The 20,977-nt window shown below is 53.3% G+C and carries 18 protein-coding genes; 6 read left to right on the top strand and 12 right to left on the bottom strand.

Features of this window, described 5'->3' with window-relative positions; all coding sequences use genetic code 11:
* Positions 1 to 202 precede the first annotated feature (202 nt).
* Complete coding sequence (sulA, locus tag ACYAC5_RS07095) at positions 203 to 694, top strand: SOS-induced cell division inhibitor SulA (protein ID WP_350261767.1); 492 nt, start codon at positions 203 to 205, stop codon at positions 692 to 694.
* A gap of 349 nt (positions 695 to 1,043) precedes the next feature.
* Positions 1,044 to 2,114 (top strand): porin OmpA, encoded by a 1,071-nt coding sequence (ompA, locus tag ACYAC5_RS07090; protein WP_101760922.1) that lies wholly within the window; start codon positions 1,044 to 1,046, stop codon positions 2,112 to 2,114.
* Between the two features lie 73 nt (positions 2,115 to 2,187).
* Here ompA and matP read toward each other — a convergent pair whose 3' ends face one another.
* Positions 2,188 to 2,655, bottom strand: coding sequence for a macrodomain Ter protein MatP (gene matP, locus ACYAC5_RS07085; RefSeq protein WP_008101445.1), 468 nt, complete (start codon positions 2,653 to 2,655; stop codon positions 2,188 to 2,190).
* A 53-nt stretch (positions 2,656 to 2,708) separates the two neighbouring features.
* On the opposite strand from matP, the gene ACYAC5_RS07080 reads away from it, so the two are divergent.
* Positions 2,709 to 4,574 (top strand): AAA family ATPase, encoded by a 1,866-nt coding sequence (locus ACYAC5_RS07080; protein WP_462062664.1) that lies wholly within the window; start codon positions 2,709 to 2,711, stop codon positions 4,572 to 4,574.
* A gap of 64 nt (positions 4,575 to 4,638) precedes the next feature.
* Entirely contained in the window at positions 4,639 to 5,157 is a 519-nt protein-coding gene (gene fabA, locus ACYAC5_RS07075) for a bifunctional 3-hydroxydecanoyl-ACP dehydratase/trans-2-decenoyl-ACP isomerase (protein WP_101760924.1), read from the top strand.
* Positions 5,158 to 5,223: 66 nt separating this feature from the next.
* Here the strand turns inward: fabA and rmf are convergent, their stop codons facing one another.
* From rmf to rlmKL, 6 genes are all read right to left on the bottom strand, one after another.
* Positions 5,224 to 5,391, bottom strand: coding sequence for a ribosome modulation factor (gene rmf / locus ACYAC5_RS07070; protein ID WP_071531634.1), 168 nt, complete (start codon positions 5,389 to 5,391; stop codon positions 5,224 to 5,226).
* A gap of 269 nt (positions 5,392 to 5,660) precedes the next feature.
* Positions 5,661 to 6,227, bottom strand: a complete 567-nt coding sequence (pqiC, locus tag ACYAC5_RS07065) for a membrane integrity-associated transporter subunit PqiC (protein WP_101760925.1) — start codon at positions 6,225 to 6,227, stop codon at positions 5,661 to 5,663.
* The gene (gene pqiB, locus ACYAC5_RS07060; RefSeq protein ID WP_101760926.1) at positions 6,224 to 7,867 is read right to left on the bottom strand and encodes an intermembrane transport protein PqiB; all 1,644 of its coding nucleotides are present in this window, start codon (positions 7,865 to 7,867) and stop codon (positions 6,224 to 6,226) included. The genes pqiC and pqiB overlap by 4 nt, the downstream gene beginning before the upstream one ends.
* The gene (pqiA, locus tag ACYAC5_RS07055) at positions 7,839 to 9,122 is read right to left on the bottom strand and encodes a membrane integrity-associated transporter subunit PqiA (RefSeq protein WP_192413834.1); all 1,284 of its coding nucleotides are present in this window, start codon (positions 9,120 to 9,122) and stop codon (positions 7,839 to 7,841) included. The genes pqiB and pqiA overlap by 29 nt, the downstream gene beginning before the upstream one ends.
* 15 nt (positions 9,123 to 9,137) lie before the next feature.
* Complete coding sequence (locus ACYAC5_RS07050) at positions 9,138 to 11,048, bottom strand: ABC transporter ATP-binding protein (protein ID WP_137385513.1); 1,911 nt, start codon at positions 11,046 to 11,048, stop codon at positions 9,138 to 9,140.
* Between the two features lie 5 nt (positions 11,049 to 11,053).
* Positions 11,054 to 13,171 carry a bifunctional 23S rRNA (guanine(2069)-N(7))-methyltransferase RlmK/23S rRNA (guanine(2445)-N(2))-methyltransferase RlmL gene (rlmKL, locus tag ACYAC5_RS07045; protein WP_192234381.1) on the bottom strand — a complete coding sequence of 706 codons (2,118 nt, stop codon included), beginning with the start codon at positions 13,169 to 13,171 and terminating at the stop codon, positions 11,054 to 11,056.
* A 107-nt stretch (positions 13,172 to 13,278) separates the two neighbouring features.
* Here rlmKL and ACYAC5_RS07040 point away from each other — a divergent pair, with 107 nt between their 5' ends.
* Positions 13,279 to 14,388, top strand: a complete 1,110-nt coding sequence (locus ACYAC5_RS07040) for a YcbX family protein (protein ID WP_192413836.1) — start codon at positions 13,279 to 13,281, stop codon at positions 14,386 to 14,388.
* A 5-nt stretch (positions 14,389 to 14,393) separates the two neighbouring features.
* Here the strand turns inward: ACYAC5_RS07040 and ACYAC5_RS07035 are convergent, their stop codons facing one another.
* From ACYAC5_RS07035 to ACYAC5_RS07015, 5 genes are all read right to left on the bottom strand, one after another.
* Positions 14,394 to 14,936, bottom strand: a complete 543-nt coding sequence (locus tag ACYAC5_RS07035; protein WP_101760931.1) for a cell division protein ZapC — start codon at positions 14,934 to 14,936, stop codon at positions 14,394 to 14,396.
* A 148-nt stretch (positions 14,937 to 15,084) separates the two neighbouring features.
* The gene (gene pyrD / locus ACYAC5_RS07030) at positions 15,085 to 16,095 is read right to left on the bottom strand and encodes a quinone-dependent dihydroorotate dehydrogenase (RefSeq protein ID WP_192413838.1); all 1,011 of its coding nucleotides are present in this window, start codon (positions 16,093 to 16,095) and stop codon (positions 15,085 to 15,087) included.
* 119 nt (positions 16,096 to 16,214) lie between these two features.
* Positions 16,215 to 17,216, bottom strand: a complete 1,002-nt coding sequence (locus ACYAC5_RS07025; protein ID WP_225614528.1) for a glycosyltransferase family 2 protein — start codon at positions 17,214 to 17,216, stop codon at positions 16,215 to 16,217.
* A gap of 2 nt (positions 17,217 to 17,218) precedes the next feature.
* On the bottom strand, positions 17,219 to 18,736 hold the full coding sequence (locus tag ACYAC5_RS07020) for a lipopolysaccharide biosynthesis protein (protein ID WP_462062662.1): 1,518 nt from the start codon (positions 18,734 to 18,736) through the stop codon (positions 17,219 to 17,221).
* A gap of 97 nt (positions 18,737 to 18,833) precedes the next feature.
* On the bottom strand, positions 18,834 to 19,661 hold the full coding sequence (locus ACYAC5_RS07015; RefSeq protein ID WP_192413842.1) for a hypothetical protein: 828 nt from the start codon (positions 19,659 to 19,661) through the stop codon (positions 18,834 to 18,836).
* 755 nt (positions 19,662 to 20,416) lie between these two features.
* On the opposite strand from ACYAC5_RS07015, the gene ssuE reads away from it, so the two are divergent.
* Positions 20,417 to 20,968: an NADPH-dependent FMN reductase gene (gene ssuE / locus ACYAC5_RS07010; RefSeq protein ID WP_101760936.1), complete on the top strand. Its 552-nt coding sequence runs from the start codon at positions 20,417 to 20,419 to the stop codon at positions 20,966 to 20,968.
* The last annotated feature ends 9 nt before the right edge of the window (positions 20,969 to 20,977 follow it).

Below are 20,977 nucleotides of genomic sequence, written 5' to 3'. Positions count from 1 at the left end.
CCATGCGCGGGAAATTTCCTATAAAAGCTCGCAGATTCATCTGGTTAGAAGATAAAAAAAACGATTTAGCTGTTCAATGAATAAAAGCAGGAGTGCGGGATCTTGTGCAGAAATTGCGAGGCGTTTTCAGAAATTGAGGTTGATCTTTATCCAGGAAGCCATTACTGTACATCCATACAGTTCATTACTGAGTGATTAAATTATGCGTACTCATTTCTCTGGCCCTGCTGATCGTTCACATCGTTTCGCTTCACCTGGCTTAGCGCAACCTTCGCTGGGTGGAATCACTGAACTGCGCTCCAGCGAACAACCTGAAATGATGCAACTTATGCTGCTTCCGGTACTAAAACAGTTGAGCGAGCAATCGCGCTGGCAGCTGTGGCTCACTCCGGCTCATAAGCTAAATCGTAGCTGGATGCAGCAGTCGGGATTACCGTTAGAAAAGAGTATGCATATCACCGAATCTGAGCGTTTTAACACCGTTGAAAGTATGGTGAAGGCATTACGTACAGGTAACTACAGCGTCGTGCTTGCCTGGATTCCGTACGAATTGAGTGATGAAGAGCGTTTAGAATTGGAACAAGCAGCGGCGGAAGGTGAAGCACTCGGTCTGATTTTGCGTCCACAGGGACGTAAATATGCTCATTCCAGACAACCCAATGCGTCAAAAATTCCCTCAGATTTGTTTCATTAAGTAAATCCAGGAATTTTCTCAGCATTTTTTTTGCAAAAGTTGCATCTAAGCTACTGATTCTTTTCCCGCCAGCTATGACAATGGCTTAGACGCTTTTTTGTTTTCTAATACCGAAGATTTAGCCATATGATTTGTTAAAATGTGTGTATAAATCGCTGTTTTTTTGCTGCCCGGCGTCACATCATACTTGTAAGTTTCCAATCTCGTTGTAGACTTTAGCTCGCCAGGGTGCTCAATAACCTCCGTTTTTTCGGTAGAGTCAAAAGCGAGCGTTTAGACCCGGCGAAGGATTAACACAAAGAGCAACCTTTTTGCTCATTGCCTATTTGGATGATAACGAGGCGCAAAAATGAAAAAGACAGCTATCGCAATTGCAGTGGCACTGGCTGGCTTCGCTACCGTAGCGCAGGCCGCACCTAAAGATAACACCTGGTACACCGGTGCTAAACTGGGCTGGTCTCAGTATCACGATACTGGTTACTACGGTAACGGTTATGAGAACAACAACGGTCCAACTCATGAATCTCAGCTGGGTGCTGGTGCATTCCTGGGTTATCAGGCGAACCCGTACCTGGGCTTCGAGCTGGGCTACGACTGGTTGGGCCGTATGCCTAACAAAGGCACCGTGACCAATGGCGCATTCAAAGCACAAGGCGTTCAGCTGGCTGCTAAACTGAGCTACCCAATTACCGAAGACTTCGATGTCTACACCCGTCTGGGTGGTATGGTATGGCGTGCTGACTCTACTCAGACCAACCCAACTACTGGCCGCATCAGCGACCACGACACCGGCGTTTCTCCGCTGGCTGCTGTTGGTGTTGAATACGCACTGACCAAAAACTGGGCAACTCGCCTGGACTACCAGTGGGTTAACAACATCGGTGACGCAGGTACCGTTGGTGCACGTCCAGACAACAGCATGCTGAGCGTAGGCGTTTCTTACCGTTTCGGTCAGGATGAAGATGCAGCGCCAGTTGTAGCTCCGGCTCCAGCTCCAGCGCCAGTTGTTGAAACCAAGCGTTTCACCCTGAAGTCTGACGTTCTGTTCACCTTCAACAAATCTACTCTGAAGCCAGAAGGTCAGCAGGCTCTTGATCAGCTGTACAGCCAGCTGAGCTCAATGGATCCGAAAGACGGCTCTGTTGTAGTACTGGGCTTCACCGATCGCATCGGTTCAGAGCAGTACAACCAGAAACTGTCTGAGAAGCGCGCGCAATCTGTAGTTGATTACCTGGTATCTAAAGGTATCCCTTCTAACAAGATCTCTGCACGCGGTATGGGCGAATCCAACCCAGTTACTGGCAACACCTGTGACAGCGTGAAAGGCCGCAATGCCCTGATCGACTGCCTGGCGCCAGACCGTCGCGTTGAAATCGACGTGAAAGGTATCAAAGACGTTGTAACTCAGCCACAGGCTTAAGTTATCACGCAGTAAAAAACCCCGCTGAGGCGGGGTTTTTTTATGGCTGAATGTAATGAGAACGAAAAGGATTCTACTCTTTTTCCGAGCCACCATTTCCGAGGATCGCCTGCAGATCTTGCTTCAGCGTAGACATCTGGCTGGCGTACTTCTCTTTGCGTTCAGCATCTTCAATTAACTGAACTATGGTTTCTGACAGCGTATTACTGCGACGCTGCGCCAATCCTGCCAGACGCTGCCACACCAGATATTCCAGATCGATCGATTTCTTACGCGTGTGCTGATGCTCAGCATTAAAGTGACGTTTACGACGTGCACGTATCGTCTGCTTGAGACGATTCTCCAAATCTGGATGAATGTGCTGGGCGATCCACTCGTTAACCTCAACCGGGCTGTTTTCCATCGACAACAACGTATCGACCGCAGCTTGCGCCGCACTAAGCTCAAGATGACGGGTGATCAGTTCACCCTCCCGATGCTTTTTCACCAGGTATTTCCACTTCCATCCACTTTCAAGATTTTCGAGTTGCTGGTATTTCATCGGAATCTCATCGTGATCACGTAACAAACTAAGAATAACAGCTTTTTTCCTGGATGCAGCAAGGAAAAACATGTTGCAGCCGTCACAATCCGGGCCGGAACTCCGCCGTGATTAACCAAATTGATTCCTGTATAATCGCGCTTTTCCTAAATCAGACTAATGCGAATATTTTGACCAGCACTCAAATTACGTGGCAAGCCCTGCAGCCGGATAGCGACCGCTACCAATCCATTTTCTCGAACGTCTCACTGGAAGATTGCGATAGTCTTGCCGCGGTTCAGCCGCGTCTGCTGAATGCGCTGGCGCATTTGCATCATCAAACCCTGGGTTTTCCGCTGCTGCTGTTACGCAGTCAGGAAAACAGCGATTACCTGGCCTGCATCGCCGATGCGGCGCAACGTTTCCAGCCGGATGAGATTTCTCTTTACGGTGGCGACTATCATGTGATGGGCGATACCGTCAGTCTTCTACCGCCAACCGATATCAATCGCCCCTTCACCAGCCAGGGCGGCGTGCATTTCGCCGACTGGATTGAAGCTGAACAGTTGTTCGGTTGCGTACGTCAATATAAAGACCGTGTGCAGCCTGAACCGGGCTTACTGCATCGCGCCAATGGCGGTACGTTAATTCTTGCGGTCAACACTTTACTGGCTCAGCCGCTACTGTGGCTGCGTTTGCGTAAGTGTATTGAGCAAGGTCGCTTCGATTGGTATTCACAGGATGAGCGTCAACCATTGCCTGTCGCCATTCCCCCGCTACCGTTGCAACTGCGTCTGGTACTGTGTGGCGACCGTGATGCACTGGCCGCCTTCCAGGAAATGGACGTCGAAGTTCATGAGATGGCGCTGTATAGCGAATTCGAAGAGAGCTTACAAATTCTCGACGAAGATGACATGACGTCATGGTGCCAGTGGACGCTAACGCAAGCCGAACAAGCCGGATTAGCGCAGCCTGAAGCCGATTTCTGGCCATTGTTGATCACCGAAGCAGCACGCATGACCGGTGATCAAGACACGTTGCCGCTTTGCCCGCGCTGGCTGCGTCGCCAGCTGCAAGAAGCGGCGCTGCATGGCGACAGCATCAATGGCGAAGCATTGAAAGAAGCGCTGGAAGCGCGCCAATGGCGTGAAGGCTTCCTCGCCGATCGCATGCGTGATGAAATTCTGCTTAATCAGATCATGATTGAAACCGAAGGCGAAGTGGTTGGGCAAATCAACGGCCTTTCGGTGGTTGAGTTCCCAGGCCATCCGCGTCCATGGGGAGAACCTTCGCGCATTACCTGTGTGGTACACCCGGGCGATGGCGAGTTCACCGATGTGGAGCGCAAAGCCGAATTAGGTGGCAACATCCATGCGAAAGGCATGATGATTATGCAAGCCTACCTGATTGCCGAGCTGGAGCTGGAGCAACAGCTGCCCTTCTCCGCTTCACTGGTGTTTGAACAATCCTACTCCGAAGTGGATGGCGACAGCGCCTCGCTGGCCGAGCTCTGTGCGTTAATCAGTGCGCTGGCTAATCAGCCGGTTAACCAGCAGATTGCGGTGACCGGCTCAGTTGATCAGTTTGGTAACGTGCAGCCCGTCGGCGGCCTGAACGAAAAAATTGAAGGCTTCTTCCAAATCTGTCATTCACGTGAATTGACCGGCAAGCAAGGTGTCATTTTCCCTGCCAGTAACGCGCGCCATCTCAGTCTGAATCAGGATGTTGTGGAAGCGGTTAAGGCCGGACAATTCCATCTTTGGGCCATTGAGAGCGTAGATGAAGCGTTGCCGCTGCTGACCGGCATTGCCTGGCAGAGTGAAAGCGGCGAATCTCTGCTTAGCACCATTCAGGAACGTATTACCCAGCTGAACCAGCAGGAAGCTCGCCTGCGTCCGTGGCCACTGCGTTGGCTCAACTGGTTCAACCACAGCCGATAACATTGCTCAGCGTACAACTGTTCGCTAATATTCGGGCTTCACTAAAAGAAGGCATATTGAGAACATGGTAGATAAACGCGAATCCTATAGTAAAGAAGACCTGATTGCCTCGGGTCGCGGCGAACTGTTTGGCGAAAATGGACCGCCGCTTCCATCCAACAACATGTTGATGATGGACCGCGTGGTCAAAATGACCGAAGACGGCGGTAAATTCGATAAAGGTTTCGTCGAAGCCGAACTGGATATCCGCCCTGACCTGTGGTTCTTTGACTGCCACTTCATTGGCGATCCGGTAATGCCGGGTTGCCTCGGCCTCGATGCGATGTGGCAGCTGGTGGGTTTCTACCTCGGCTGGCTGGGCGCAGAAGGTAAAGGCCGCGCGTTGGGCGTGGGTGAAGTGAAGTTCACTGGACAAGTCCTGCCTACCGCCAAAAAAGTGACCTATAAAATTCACTTCAAACGTGTGATTAACCGTAAACTGGTGATGGGCGTGGCAGATGGCGAAGTCTTTGTTGACGGGAACCTGATTTACTCTGCGACCGATTTGAAAGTGGGTCTGTTCAAAGACACCTCAGCTTTCTAATCCTTCCAAATGAAAACCTCCGCACGCAGCGGAGGTTTCTTCCATAATGTTAGACATCCAGCAGTGCTAGGCCACCGCTGACCTGTCCTCCATGGCTTGACGCCAACCTCCCAACCAGTGAGACCGTGCATCGATCAATTGATAAGGGCATATCTCTTTCGAGCGGCCCGTAATACCGGCTTGGTAGCCTCGTGAATGTGCTCGTTCCAGGCGGTCTCTCTTCTGTCTCTTCATGCCTCGTTTCCCTCATTTCAGGTCTGGTGGAATCTGGGTGGAAAGAAAGAGTGGCGATATAATGTTCAACCACAGTAATGTTCTAACCCGATGCCGAAGAAAGGTCAATGCGCAAAATTCACGCCAATGTCATGTTTTTGACGTTAAAGTGCCATGTAGAGTTGTCAGTTGATTGTCTATCTGGCTGATTAGGCAATAAAAAAAGCCCCTGATTTGACTGCGATCACACTACAGTAAATCAAGGACTTAGCATAAGCATCGAACAAATCTTAATTTAGCGAAACGACACTATTTGCGATTTGTTGTGCGGTTTGCTGCCAGCCGAGAGCCAGAGTACGTACCAGCGCATCGTAGCCATCTTCGGTTTGCGGCAGCGTCAGATTAAAGCCATGTTTGATTAGGCGTCCTTGATGCTGCAGTAACCATTCGCCACTCACCACCACTTGTCCATCGTAGCGTCCCTGGAAACCGGTAACGTTTACCGACAGCGTATCGTGCGTGTCGCCCAGCGGCGCACCGGCAACCAGGCGGCCAGGTAGCGCTTTACTGAGATTACTGATCAACGTTTGCTGCAGCTGTTGATCGAGCGGACTGGCCCACAGGTTATTGGCTGCAATCACGTACTTCACATCGCTGGTCTGATAGACCAGGCCATTGCCCGCCATGTAATCCGGTACCGTTACTTGCTCAACCCAAATCATCGGTTGGCCAGTGCCCGCGGCACTTTCAACGCGCGCCACATTGCTGCCCGCAGGCAGCTGATAATAGGTATTTTCAATGGTGCTGCTGCAGCCTGCCAGCAGCAACAGCGCCCCGATAATTAGCCCTTTTTTCACTGTTTCGCCCTCTTTGGCTGTGGATCCTGGCCCGGCTTGGCCTCAAACACCAGCGCGTTACTTTTGCTATTCAGCGTTTTCAGCACCGGCTGCAGTTCTCGCAGTACCTGATCAAGCCGCTGCATATCGCCCACCAGCTTGCTGTAAGCCGGTGAACCTGGCTGCAGCCCTTTCATGCTGCGGTTCAGTTCGCGCAGGGTTTGCTGCATGTCTGAAGGCAGGGTTTTCATCGCCGGATTCGCCGTGACCTGATTAAGGTTATCCAGCGTTTTCTGCAACCGCTGCAGGGTGCGCTGGCTCTCTTTCAAGGTACCTGTGGCTTCATTCAGTACTGGATTAAGTGGCAAGCCGTTGATCTTATCCAGCGCCGCCATCAGTTTCTGCTGAATCTGCGCCAGGCCGCCGCTGACGGTTGGAATCACTTCCAGGCCAGCCACCTGATTCGGGCCTTGATACGCCGGTGCGTTATCGTAGAAATCGAGGTCGATAAATAGCGCGCCAGACAGCAGGTTGCCGGTTTTCAGCGTCGCACGCAGACCGCGTTTTTTGCCATCCTGCAGATGCTGCTCAAGATTGAAATCTCCGCCCAGGCGATTAACAAACCGATCCGGCTCAATGCGAATCAGCACCGGCACACGATAATCAGTATTCAGCGCCTGATTCACGCCCGGAATCATATAAGGCACTTGTGACACCGTACCCAAACGAATGCCGCGGAACTCAACCGGTGCGCCAACCTGCAAGCCGCGAATCGAATCGGTGAAGAACAGCAGGAAATCGGTATGAGCACTGTAGAGCGAATCCTGGATGCTGCGCTGATCGTCGTACAGATGGTATTCCGCCTTGTTCTCCGCCGCCCGGCCCAGCTCAGCGCCGTCCGGCACATCAAAGCTGACGCCGCCGCTGAATAGCGTAGTGAGCGATCCCATCTCTACGCGCATGCCTGATGCAGACATATCGACGGCAATACCGCTGTCTTTCCAGAAACGCACGTTGGTGGTGATCAGGCGATCATAAGGCGCCGAGATAAACAGCTGATAAGTCATCATGCGTTTATCGGTATCAAAGTTGCTGGTTTCCACTGAACCTACGCGATAACCGCGGAACAGCACCGGATCGCCCGCATTAAGCTGACCGGCTTTTTTGCTGTCGAGCGTTATGCGAATGCCTTTGGCATCCGGCGGCGCCAGCGGCGGTGCATCCAGCAGTTGATAACGTTCCGGCTTATCGCCCTTAGCGCCCGGCTGCAGCTCGATATAGGCACCGGAAAGCAGCGTGCCCAATCCGGTAATGCCTTCGCGACCAATTTGCGGTTTCACCACCCAAAATGCGCTGTCGCCCTGTAGCAACTTTTCCATGCCCGAATTAAGACGCGCTTTAATCTCTACATGGTGCAAATCGTCGGTCAGAACCGCGCTTTCCACCACACCGACGTTGACGCTGCGGCTCTTAATGGTGGTTTTACCGGCTTCGATGCCTTCCGCATTCTCGGTAATCAGCGTCACTTCCGGGCCCTGATGGCTGAAGTGATAAAAAAGAATCCATCCGCCGATTAACAGCGTGACGATAGGTACAATCCAGACCGGCGACCAGCGTTTAATCTGGTCGACCTTAGCAGTCCCGTGATGGTTGTCCGTCAAGACGCGGCTCCTTACGTTCAGTTTCTCGTTGTCGATCCCACAGCAGGCGCGGATCAAAGGTCATTGCGGCAAACATGGTGAGGATGACCACCATGGCAAACAGCAGCGCGCCTGGCGCAGGATACACGCTCATCAGCCGACCCATCCGCACCAGCGCAGAGAGAACGGCGATTACAAACACATCAATCATTGACCAACGGCCAACGAATTCAACCACCTCATAAACCACGTGCATCTTTTCATCATCGCGCCCACCGCGTCCGCTGCCGTGCCAGCACAGCCAGGCAATCGCCAGCATTTTCAGCGAAGGCACCATGATACTGGCGATGAAGATCACCAGCGCCACCGGCCACGAACCGTCGCTCCATAGCAAAATTACTCCGGCCATGATGTTCGAAGGATATTGCGAACCGAGCGTTTCGGTCACCATGATCGGCATGATATTTGAGGGAATGTAGAGCATCACCGAGGTGATCAGCAGCGCCAGCGTCCATTGCAAACTGTGCTTGCGGCGCGCATGCGCCTTCACACCACAACGCGGGCACGCCAGTTGGTCAGCGGGCAGAATCGCGGTACAACACGGACAGCTACGCAAACCTTGCTTGAGGCCGCTAACACCGGCCAGCGGCGTTTTCGGCAACGGCGGTAACGGATTGATGCGGTGCCACACCCAACGGCGATCAACACATTGAAAAGCGCGCAATTGCAACACGCAGAACAGACACCACGGCCAAAAACTGCTGCCGAGGCCAATCTCACCATACGCCATCAGCTTAACGAAACTGACCAGCACGCCGGCCATAAAAATTTCCGCCATGCCCCAGCTACGCAGCTGAAACAGCACGCGCGCCAACCCAAGCCGCAGGCTGTGCGGCATGCGGACGTTATTGACCAGCAGAATAATGGTGATCATGCAGAAGGCAGGAATGCCCTGCACAAACAGCAGAAACAGCGTTGCCAGGCTGCGGTAATCTTCGCGATCCATCACCTGGGGGATTTCGAGCAGCGATATCTGGCTGCTCAATCCCGCGACGTGCATATTGATGAAAGGAAACAGATTGGCCAGCACCAGCATGAACAGGGCCGAAAAGGCGTAGCCGGTCGGACGTCGACGCGGCTCCTGCCAGTTGGCTTGCAGCGTGGTGTGACAACGCGGGCAACGCGCACGGCTGCCAACCGGTACAGCGGGCAGCTTTACTGTTAAATCACACTGTGGACAAAGACTCCACTGATGCGCTTGATCCGCTGCACACATGCTGACTCCTTCCGATTACGCGCCGTTTTTCAGTGCTTCCAGCTCTTCCCAGCGTTCGAACGCCACTTCCAGCTCCTGCTCGGTTTGCGCTAACGCATCCAGAACCGGCTGGGTTTTATCGTGTGGCTGGCTGAAGAAATCTGGATGACTCATTTTAGCCTGCAACTCACCGATGCGGGTTTCCAGCTGCTCGAGTTTTTGTGGCAGCTGTTCCAGCTCACGTGCCAGGTTATAGCTTAGCTTGTTGGCCGGACGTTTGGCGGCGTCGCTTTTCTCAGCGGTTTTCACCGGTGTAGCCGGTTTAGCCTGCGAGGCTTTGCCCTGCTTATAGGCTGCGCGCTGCTGCTGAGCATCGTGATAGCCACCGACAAAGGTGCCGATTTCGCCGTTGCCTTCAAAGATCCAGCACTCGGTCACGGTGTTGTCGACGAATTGACGGTCGTGGCTCACCAGCATCACGGTGCCCTGATAACCATCCACCAGCTCTTCCAGCAATTCCAGCGTTTCGACGTCAAGGTCGTTGGTCGGTTCATCGAGAATCAGCAGGTTGCTTGGCTTGAGGAACAGACGCGCCAGCAGCAGGCGGTTACGCTCACCGCCGGACAAGGCGCGCACCGGCGTCATGGCGCGTTTCGGATGGAACAGGAAGTCCTGCAGATAACCGAGCACGTGGCGCGGTTTGCCGTTAACCATCACTTCCTGTTTACCTTCAGCGAGGTTATCCATCACGGTACGATCCGGATCCAGCTCAGCGCGGTGCTGATCGAAGTAAGCGATTTCCAGCTTGGTACCGCAATGCACGCGGCCGCTGTCGGCTTTCAGCTGATCCAGCATCAAACGCAGCAAGGTGGTTTTACCGCAACCGTTCGGGCCAATCAGGGCGATTTTGTCGCCGCGCTGCACCTGAGTAGAGAAGTCTTTCACCAGGGTTTTGCCACCCACGCTGTAATTGACATCTTCCATCTCAAACACGATTTTGCCTGAACGTGCCGCTTCGCCGACTTGCATATTGGCTTTGCCCATCACTTCACGACGTGCAGAGCGCTCGTTACGCAGCGCTTTCAAGGCACGTACACGGCCTTCGTTACGCGTGCGGCGCGCTTTGATGCCCTGACGGATCCACACTTCTTCCTGCGCCAGCTTGCGGTCAAACTCGGCGTTCTGCATCTCTTCGACACGCAGCGCTTCTTCTTTGCCGGTCAGGAACAGATCGTAGTTCCCCGGCCAGGAAACCAGCTTGCCGCGATCAAGATCGACAATGCGCGTCGCCATGTTGCGAATAAACGAACGGTCATGCGAAATGAAGATGATGCTGCCGGTGAATGTCTTGAGGAACGTTTCCAGCCAATCAATGGTTTCGATATCAAGGTGGTTGGTCGGTTCGTCGAGCATCAGTACGCGCGGGTTGCTCACCAGCGCGCGGCCCAACGCCGCTTTACGCAGCCAGCCGCCAGACAGCGAAGACAACTCGGTATCCGCATCCAGACCAATCTGCTGCAGCACATCGTTGATGCGGCTATCCAGCTGCCACAGATTCTGATGGTCAAGGATGGTTTGCAAACGACCCATCTCGTTCAGGTTCTTCTCGCTCGGATCTTCCATCACCAGATGGGAAATCGCGTGATAAGCCTTGAGATGCTCCGCCTGCTCGGCCACGCCTTCGGCAACGAAGTCATAAACAGAACCGGTAATGTTGCGTGGCGGATCCTGTTGCAGACGCGCCACCACCAAATCCTGCTCATAAATGATGCGGCCGTCATCCAGCGGCTGTTCGCCGTTGATGATTTTCATCAGCGTCGATTTACCGGCGCCGTTACGGCCAACCAGACAGACGCGTTCGCCCTCTTCGATATGCAGTTCGGTGTTATCCAACAGCGGCGCATCGCTGAACGAGAGGTAAGCGCCATGGATACTGATCAGTGACATAAAACTTATTCCTTACCGGCGTGGCTAACCAGCCAGCAGTTGTGAATTTGACGGTTGCGCGCGAAATCCTGCGACAGCGTTTTTTGGGTAATTTCCTGCGCCTGCAGACCCAGACGTTCTAAGCCGTCGAGATCCATTTTGAAGCCGCGCTTGTTGTTGGAGAACATAATGGTGCCACCGCGACGCAGCAAACGTTTCAGGTTCTGCATCAGCATCATGTGATCGCGCTGCACGTCGAAATCGTCTTCCATGCGCTTAGAGTTAGAGAACGTCGGCGGATCGATAAAGATCAAATCAAACTGTTCGTCACTCTCACGCAACCAGCTCAGGCAATCGGCGTGCATCAGGCGATGATTACGGCCGGTTAAACCGTTAAGGCGCAGGTTGCGCTCGGCCCACTCCAGATAAGTACGCGACATATCCACGGTGGTGGTGGTTTTCGCGCCACCTAAACCGGCGTGTACGCTGGCGGTACCGGTATACGCAAACAGATTGAGGAAATCTTTGCCTGCGCTCATTTTGCCCAGCATCTGGCGCGCGATACGGTGATCGAGGAACAAACCAGTATCCAGATAATCGGTGAGATTCACCAGCAGACGCGCATCAAATTCCTGCACTTCGAAGAAATCGCCCTTCTCGCCCAGCTTTTGATACTGGCTTTTGCCTTTTTGGCGCTCGCGGGTCTTCATTACCAGACGATTGGCCGGGATCTCCAGCACGCTCAGCGTAGCGCTGATCACATCGAACAGACGCTGACGCGCTTTGTTCGCGTCCACGGTTTTCGGCGGCGCATACTCCTGAATCACCACCCAATCAGCGTAACGATCGACCGCTACGTTGTACTCAGGCAGATCGGCGTCATACAGACGATAGCAATCGATATTCGACTGACGCGCCCATTTATCCAGCTTCTTCAGGTTCTTGCGCAGACGGTTAGCAAAATCTTCGGCGATCTGCGCGCCGCCTTCTGCGCTGGTCGCAGCCAGCTGATAGTTTTTCTGCACGCACTCCAGCGGGCCATTTTTGGCTTTGAACTGGCGATCGGCACGCAGTTGCAAGCAGCTCAGCAGCTCTGGCGAAGCGCTGAACAGCGACAGATTCCAGCCGCCGAAGTGCTGCTTCATGATGCGGCCCAGCTGGCTGTGCAGCGCAATCAGCGCCGGTTCGCTTTCCAGACGCTCACCGTACGGCGGGTTGCTCAATACCGTGCCGGTAATCTCTTTGCCCGCCAGCGGATTCTTCAGCTTAATCACATCCTGCTGCGCAAAGGTGAACAGCTCGAACACGCCTGCACGACGGGCGTTGGCGCGCGCCGATTCCAGCACGCGGCTGTCATTATCGTAGCCAAAGAAACGGGCGGTCGCAGCGGCGGTACCCACGCGCGCGCGCTCTTTTGCGGCAGCATGAACTTCCTGCCATGCAGCCTGATTATGTTTCTTCCAGCGATTGAAGCCCCAATGGGTACGCAGCAGGCCAGGCGCGCGATCGCAGGCGATCAACGCCGCTTCCAGCAGCAGCGTACCGGAACCACACATCGGATCGACCAACGGCGTGCTGCTCTGCCAACCGGAACGCATCACGATGGCTGCCGCTAAGGTTTCTTTTAGCGGCGCTGCGCCGGTTTGCTGGCGATAGCCGCGCTGATGCAGTGAATCACCGCTTAGATCCAGCGCGATGCTGACGCGATCTTTGTTCAGCCACGCATTGATGCGGATGCCCGGTTGTTCACGATCAACGTTCGGGCGCTCCAGATTCTGGCGGGTAAAGCTATCGACGATGGCATCTTTAATGCGCAGCGCACCGAACTGGCTGTTGCGGATCACCTCGTTGGTGCCGCTAAAATGGATGGCAAAACTGGTGTTGCTGTCGAACATCTCGGTCCACGGGATACTTTGCGCCCCCACGTAAAGATCGAGATCGCTCCAGACGCCAAATTCTCCCAGCGGCAGCAAAATGCGCGAAGCCAGACGGCTCCACAGCAGGCTTTGGTACATTACATGGTCGTCGGCCTGAAAGTGGACGCCGCCCTGCACCACCTGCAAATCCTGCGCACCCAGCGCGTCTAGCTCACTTTTCAACAGCTCTTCGAGCCCACGCGCCGTACTGGCAAACAGAGAATTCATATCGTCACTTTTTACTCTTGCTTAAATTGCTGCGCATTATAGCGAATCAGCGTGCTATGTCATAAAGTTAGCTTCTTTAAAACTTATGACCCTTTTTTGGAGTGGTGATGATTACGCTTTCACGCCTTTACATCCATCCCGTTAAATCTATGCGCGGTCTGCAACTGTCACATGCGCAGGTGCTGGAAAGCGGTCTGGGCTTTGATCGCATTTTTATGGTGACCGAACGGGACGGCACGTTCGTGACCGCCCGCCAGTTTCCGGAAATGGTGCGCTTTACTCCGGCGCTGCTGCCGGACGGGCTGTTTCTGCAGGCAGCGGATGGTTCGCAGGCGCTGATCCGCTTCGCTGATTTCACTGCTGAGCAGTCACCCACCGAAGTCTGGGGCAACCATTTCACCGCGCATATTGCACCTGACGCGATCAACAGCTGGTTAAGCACCTTCTTCCCGCGTCCGGTGCAGCTGCGCTGGACCGGCGTGCAACCGACGCGCCGCGTGAAGCGTTTTGATCATGTGCCACTGAGTTTCGCCGACGGTTTTCCTTACCTGCTGGTGAATATGGCCTCGTTGCAGGATCTGCAACAGCGCTGTCCGGCCAGCGTGCGCGTTGAGCAGTTCCGTCCCAATCTGGTGGTGAGCGGCGCGGCCGCCTGGGAAGAAGATAGCTGGAAACGCCTGCAAATTGGCGAGATCACCTTTGAGATGCCGAAGCCGTGCAGCCGCTGCGTGTTTACTACCGTCGGTACCGAAAGCGGCCGTAAACATCCTGATGGCGAACCGCTCTCGACCTTGCAGGGTTTTCGCAGCGCGCAGGATGGCAGCGGCGATATCGATTTCGGCCTGAATTTGATCGCCCTTAATAGCGGCATTATTCGCGTCGGCGATGCGGTGACCATTATCGAGAAGCAAACCCCACGCGCTTACGGTGCGGGCGCCGTGGTCGAAACGCTGGCGCCAGCCGCCAGCAGCCACAGTGCGGTGAGCATCGATTATCAGGGGACGAGCTTTAGCGGCGACAATCAGCAAGTGCTGCTAGAACAGTTGGAAATGCAGGGTTTCCGCATTCCCTACTCGTGCCGCGCCGGGATTTGTGGCAGCTGCAAAGTGACGTTGGTGGCGGGTGAAGTGAAGGCACTGAAGAAAAGCGCGGTGCGCGCGGATGGTACCATCTTAAGCTGCAGCTGTATTCCGGCAGGCGATATCGAACTGGCGTAAGCCGATTACACCGCCCGCGCAAAGTGGGCGGTTTGTTCCTGCTGCTGTGGACGCAGACGATCGTTCATGATCTTTATCGCATCACCCAACTGCATACCTTTACCCGCCACGGTTAGCGCGTTTTGCGCTAATAAGCACAGCGCGGCATTTTCACCGCTTTCAACCACAAACAGTTGTGCCTGTTCGCCGCTATCAGCCAGCGTCACCGCCACCATATCGCCCGCTGCTGGCTGCCAGCTGTGCGCATGATTCGTGAAGTGCCAGCTTTTTGGCATCAGGGGTTTGAGAAAACGACTGGCCACCAGCGCGTTTAACACTAATTCCGCACGCTGATCGCCTTTTAATCCACTCTGACGGCAACGTTCTTCAAAGCTAAAATAGAGCGCGGCGTCATCAACGCAAAAACCGCTGACATTAAAGGCATCAGGCGTCAGCATTTTGCGCGAGAAGCGCGAGCGAAATAACATGCCGTCGGCTAAATCCAGCATCATGCGGTCATGATCAGCGTCGAAATACCAACGCCAGTTGTCATCAGGTTTGATTTTCATGATCTGCCCTGTGGTTTATCGCTGCGCTAAACGGCGCTTAATTAAAAAAATAAATCTGAGAAAAAGCTGAAAAATGCATCAGCAGGACAAAATATAAACGAGCCGAAGGGATAAATAAACCCCTCGGCGCAGTAAAGTGGGAAATGTCTTAGAGGTAGGTCACGATATCTTTAATTAAGCTTGGGCCTTTATAAATAAATCCAGAGTATATCTGCACTAATGTTGCGCCCGCGGTAATTTTCTCACGCGCAGAAACCAGCGAATCAATACCACCGACGCCGATAATAGGTAAGCGGCCCTGCAGCTCTTGCGCCAGGCGGCGAATCACTTCGGTGCTGCGTGACTGCACCGGACGACCACTTAATCCGCCCATTTCTTCGGCGTATTTAAGGCCGGTGACCAGCGAACGATCAAGCGTGGTATTGGTGGCAATCACACCATCAATATTGTGGCGCACCAAACTGTCGGCAACCTGGATCAATTCTTCTTCAGTCAGATCCGGCGCGATCTTTACCGCCACCGGCACATATTTAAGGTGCCTTTGTTGTAGTTCTTGCTGTTTTAATTTGATGGCAGAAAGAAGATCGTCCAACGCTTCGCCATATTGCAGCGTGCGTAATCCTGGCGTGTTGGGTGACGAAATATTGATGGCGATATAACCGGCGTGGGCATATACCTTTTCCATGCAGATCAGATAATCGTCTTTGCCTTTCTCGACCGGCGTATCTTTATTTTTGCCAATATTGATGCCGAGAATGCCCTTAAAGCGCGACTTTTTAACGTTGGCAATCAGATGATCAACGCCGAGATTATTAAACCCCATGCGGTTAATAATCCCTTCGGCAGGCACTAAGCGGAACATACGCGGTTTATCATTTCCCGGTTGTGCCAGCGGCGTTACCGTTCCCACTTCGACAAAACCAAAGCCCATCGCGCCGAAGGCATCAATGCACTCGGCATTCTTATCGAGACCGGCCGCTAAGCCGAGCGCGTTCGGGAAGGTTAATCCCATGCAGGTTACCGGACGTGATGGCAGCGACTGGCGAATCAGCCCTTCCAGCGGAGTGCCGCTAATAAAACGCAGTTGTTGAAAGGTGAGTTCGTGCGCACGCTCAGGATCAAGCTTAAACAGCGCTGGCCGGACGATAGGATATAACATGCACTCTCCTCAATGACGGAAACCAGGGAAGTCGGGGTGCACGGGAAAATGTGCGCCAGAATGGTAAGGTGCGCTGGCGCAAAAGTAAATTGTTCTACTGCATCACAATTTGATCGTTATCAGCGTCGTGCAGAATAGCGGCCAAGCTGTTCGCGACAAGCCTGCAAGCCACTGTAAATCGTCGGGCAATACCACATTAGCTTCAGACGCGCGCTATGCTGCAACACATTGCGCACCAGCTGATTCACCTGCGGTTGCCAATCCGTTGGGATCACCATGTGATTTTTGCGCATCTGCGCCAGGCAGCTGTGCATCACCGTTTGGTAATAGCTATCCAGCAACGCCGCATCCACCGGCAGTTGCCGATCGCGCAGGAACTGTTCGCTGCTTTCACGCGCAATAAAGTAATTTTTCACATAGGAAAAATCGCGCGTACTTTGCGACAGCGACGTCAGCATAAAGCGTTTGTAGTAGTAGCTTTGGCTGGTGCAATAAATGTTACGCGCCTGCAGATAGAGCGCAAACATGTAAGGCGCATCTTCATGGTTTTGAATCGGCAGAAACTGCAGCGCCAGTTGATCAATCAAGCGACGCGAAATGATGCTGCTCCACACGACGCGATGCGCCGACTGATGCTGCATCAGCGTACGTAAACTGGTGCTGCCGCCGGGCAGCAATCCACTGACATGACGCTGGTGAATGGTTTGATAGTGGCGCTGCGCGGCAGGCACATCAAAAAACATTTTCGCGCCAAAGCAGAACAGATCGATATCTTCATGGCGCGCCTGCACGCGACGGAAGTCGGCGAACAAGTCGGTGGAGACAAAATCATCGGCATCCATGAAGTAAACAAAATCACCGGTTGCGACAGAGAGCCCTTTCATACGCGCGGCGCTGACGCCGCCGCGCTCACCGCTTAGCAGGATTACCTGCGGATGCTGAGCCGCAAACGCCGTGAGCCAGGCTACGCTGCTGTCACTGGAACCATCGTCGATAACAATGATCTGTTCCGGCGGCGATGACTGACGCAGCAATGAACCCATCGCTTCTGGCAGCCAGGGCGCGCAATTCCAGTTCGGTATGATGACCGAAACCGTAGGGATACGGTGAGATGACATCATGCTCATCCTCTTTCCTCAACGTTAAACAACGGAATTCTGAGACGCTTCAACACCACACTGTGCAGCAGACAGCAGACGCCGAGATTGAACGCGCCAATCAAGCCAAGCCACACCAGGTTGAGCCAGCGATTTTGGTTCCACTCGATCGGCAGCAAGGTGCTCAGCCAGGCGACAGCCGCAGAAACCGCCCAAATCAGCATCACGTCGCGGGTTAACCAGGTGAAATGAATGCCCGGCGCAAAGCGGCGATGCACCAGCCACGCCCAGCCCACCAGATAGAAGATGTTTTGGCCCAGCCACAGCCAACCGGTGCCCAGTGCGCCGTAGTGAATGGCACACCAGATGTTGAGCGGCACCAGCAGCACGGCAAAGCAGGTGAAGCCTTTCATGTGCAGCTTGAGGTTGCCGTTGATGTATTGCAGGTGATAGAGCAAACCGCAGATCGCCTGAATGCCACTGCCTAATGCGTACAGGCTAAGGACAAATGACATCTCATCAACAATCTGACTTTTCTGCGTCCACGCCCACAGCAGCGGGCCGGCGTAACAGGCGATGGTGATACTGAGCGGCGCCATAAAGATCGCCACCGCCTGCGTGGTGTAGCGGTAAAGTTTCAAGGACTCCGCATCGCCCTCTTTGCGGGTTTTCATGCCGGTCATGCGTGGCACGATAGCCTGCATGATCGGGCTGCTGAGCAGTAGAATGCCAGTTGCGGCAGTCGCCACCACGGTAAACGAACCGTATTCGCTCAGCGGCAGCGTCTTGGAGAGCACCAGTCGGTCGATTTGCGAAATAAAGGTCCACACCGCACTGGAAAATGCCGCGCTGAGCGCAAAACGAATAAAGGGTTTCAGCACCTCTTTCAGATCGCCGCGCTTCTCTTTGCGCGCCGCTTTGGGGATCAGCTGACAGGATTTGTAGATACAGCAGGCCGCTTCGGCAATCGACACCAACAACTGCCAGACAAAGAACGCCAATACCGCATTAGAGAAGAATTGAATCACCAGCACCGCGCCAAAGGTGCGCAAGGTGGTGATAATCAGGTTGACGCCGTTCAGCCACACCTGATGTTCGAAGCCCACAATCACGCTGCGATACGGACTGGTGCGCCAGCGTATCGCCGCAGTGATCACCATAATCGCCACGGCAATCACCACATCGCCCGCCGGAAGATGACGCGCATCCAGCCAGTGCGTGGCAATCCACGGCGTCGCCAGCCAACCCAACACCACCAGCACAATCGTGGAGAACAAGAAGAATTTGGTCAGCGTGGCAAACAGCGCCGGGAACCAGACAAATTCCTCCTGATTAGCACGATAGCGCGCCGCTTCCCGCATCAAGGTGGTCGAAACACCGGCATCGAGTAATTGCAGCCAGGTTAATAAAATCGAAAAGAAGCCCACTAAACCGTAGGCTTCCATACCTAAGTGTTGAATATAAAGTGGTACAACCAAAATACCTGACAGCGTCAGATAGATTTGACCAACATAGTTGGCAATCGCGTTACGTTTTATAGACATAGGTGTTTTGGCATCTGGGGATTATCTCAGTGGCCTTAAGCGTGACATAAAAGTATTCACGCGCACACCGGAGTTATTCTTAAAATTAACGTTGGTGCTAAGCGCCCAGCTTTTTTCTCATTTTCATCATGGAGAAATAGATGTCAGGTTGTTTCAACATGAGTTTTTCCATTGCACCTTTGGCCGGGAAGTTTTCCGCAAAGTAGGTTAATGCATGGCGGGTATTATCTGAGAATTTATCGGCACCACTTAACTCGTGCTGGACTAATTGTAATAAGCCGCTGCGTAAATAACTTTCCCGATAGCGGTTTCGCTCCGGAATATAGTGTGACAATCGCGTGAGTTTTTCATAATCGGTAATAAATTGCTGATAGGTTAAGCGCGGCGAGGCTTCTACCTGAGTGGTCAGCGACGCTTCACTGGCGTAATCGAGCACCCACGCCGTTTGCGTATGCAGTAATCCGGCCAGCATCACATCCTGAATACGCGTCAGCGGCCCACCCGCGCGGGCCAGTCCAGCACGCAAGATCACCACAAAGCCGCCCTGCTGCCACCAGCGCTGCGCATGCAGTTGCTGAAACAGCTGCAGAGAAGAGTGTAAACCGTTCGCCAGCTCGCGCTTCGCCAGTGAGACCACAAAACAGTTTAGCTCGGGACGCTGGTCACTGAGCTTTGCCACGTCCTGCAGCAGGTTGGCCGGCAAGGCGCTGCGTTCCGCGCTGAACAGCAGGAAATCATCTTCAGCCGGCGTGCTGTGCGGAAAGGTCGGCAGCAATGAAGAGGTGAGATGCGATCCCGCAGCATCGGGTTGCAGCCAGTAACATACCAGCTCCTCTGCAGCGTTAGGCGAGGGTGAGATGCGATTGAAGGTGGCAGGCGCGACCCGCTGCTCAGTTAAATCCTGAGCAAATGAAGAACTACCCATATATATCTCCCTAAAAATAAATTGGTTTGCCGCAACGGCAGTTCACGCCACAAAACGCGGGCGTAAATAAATAAGTGAAATATCGTTATCGTGTTCTAGCGGAAATTAGCTCAACCGATTATAAACAGGCCTGGAATTGTAATTCCAACCGCGATTAGCATTAACATGTAACTTACGAAATTAATTGTTCAGCGCAGCTGCATGAAGTGTGATGTTGATCGGCGAAAATTTGCATGACTTGTAACAAGGGGATTGAATAGTGCGTATTTTATTAACCTTTATTCGCGTTTAGACATAAATTTCGTGAAATAAAAACCACGGTAAATTAGGAAATAAACAACTGTTGCTCAGTTTTATCCGATTCATGAGGGAGTGAATAGTGGAGAATTGTTTATCTTTTTCCATAACTTTCAATATCAAGCACTGCATGCAATCGGTAACTGCGCGGTCTGTATAAATATATTTCTCTGGTTACTACTCTGTTTTACCCATGCATCACGCCCTTTAATCATTAACGTCATTCACTGAGGCCGCAGGATTTATATAACTGCACCCTTGCAGCCTCGCTTTTCAGATTATACCTAAGCGCCTGAAACCTGCGTTTTCATCCCCTCTTTATATGTCACTGGCTATCCCATTTTGCGACTTAGGATTACCAGATAAATCATTTAAGCCTCGCTGCCTGCTCTGACAGTATTGAGCACATCAGTTCTGAATATCAGATAATCAATAACTTTCAGTTATAAGGAGTGACCATGCGGGTTATTACGCTGGCGGGCAGCCCTCGCTTCCCTTCACGCTCTACTGCGCTGCTGAGCCTGTGCCAGCACGCGCTGGAAGCACGCGGTGTCGAAGTGATTCCATGGAATATTCACAACTTCCAGCCTGAAGATTTGCTCTATGCACGCTTCGATTCTCCCGCATTGGCCGCGTTGAAAGCCGATTTGGCGCTGGCGGATGGCGTAATTGTCGCCACGCCTATATATAAGGCTTCGTTTTCCGGCGCACTGAAAACCCTGCTGGATCTACTGCCCGAGCGCGCGCTGGAACACAAAGTGGTGTTGCCACTGGCCAGCGGCGGCAGCGCTTCACATCTGCTGGCGGTGGATTACGCGCTGAAGCCGGTACTCAACGCGCTAAAGGCACAGGAAGTGTTGCACGGCGTGTTCGCCACTGACGGCCAGGTTACCGATTACGACCGCCAGCCGCTGCTCGATCCGCTGCTGTCGCAACGCATTGATGAAGCGCTGGATACCTTCTGGCACGCGCTACATCGTCGCCACCCACCTTACGCACAAGCGGTATAAAGGAAGAGA

The sequence above is a fragment of the Pantoea sp. y20 genome, from assembly GCF_054903455.1.
The sequence above is the reverse complement of the archived record's forward strand: the minus strand, read 5'-3'. Positions and strand labels throughout refer to the sequence as shown.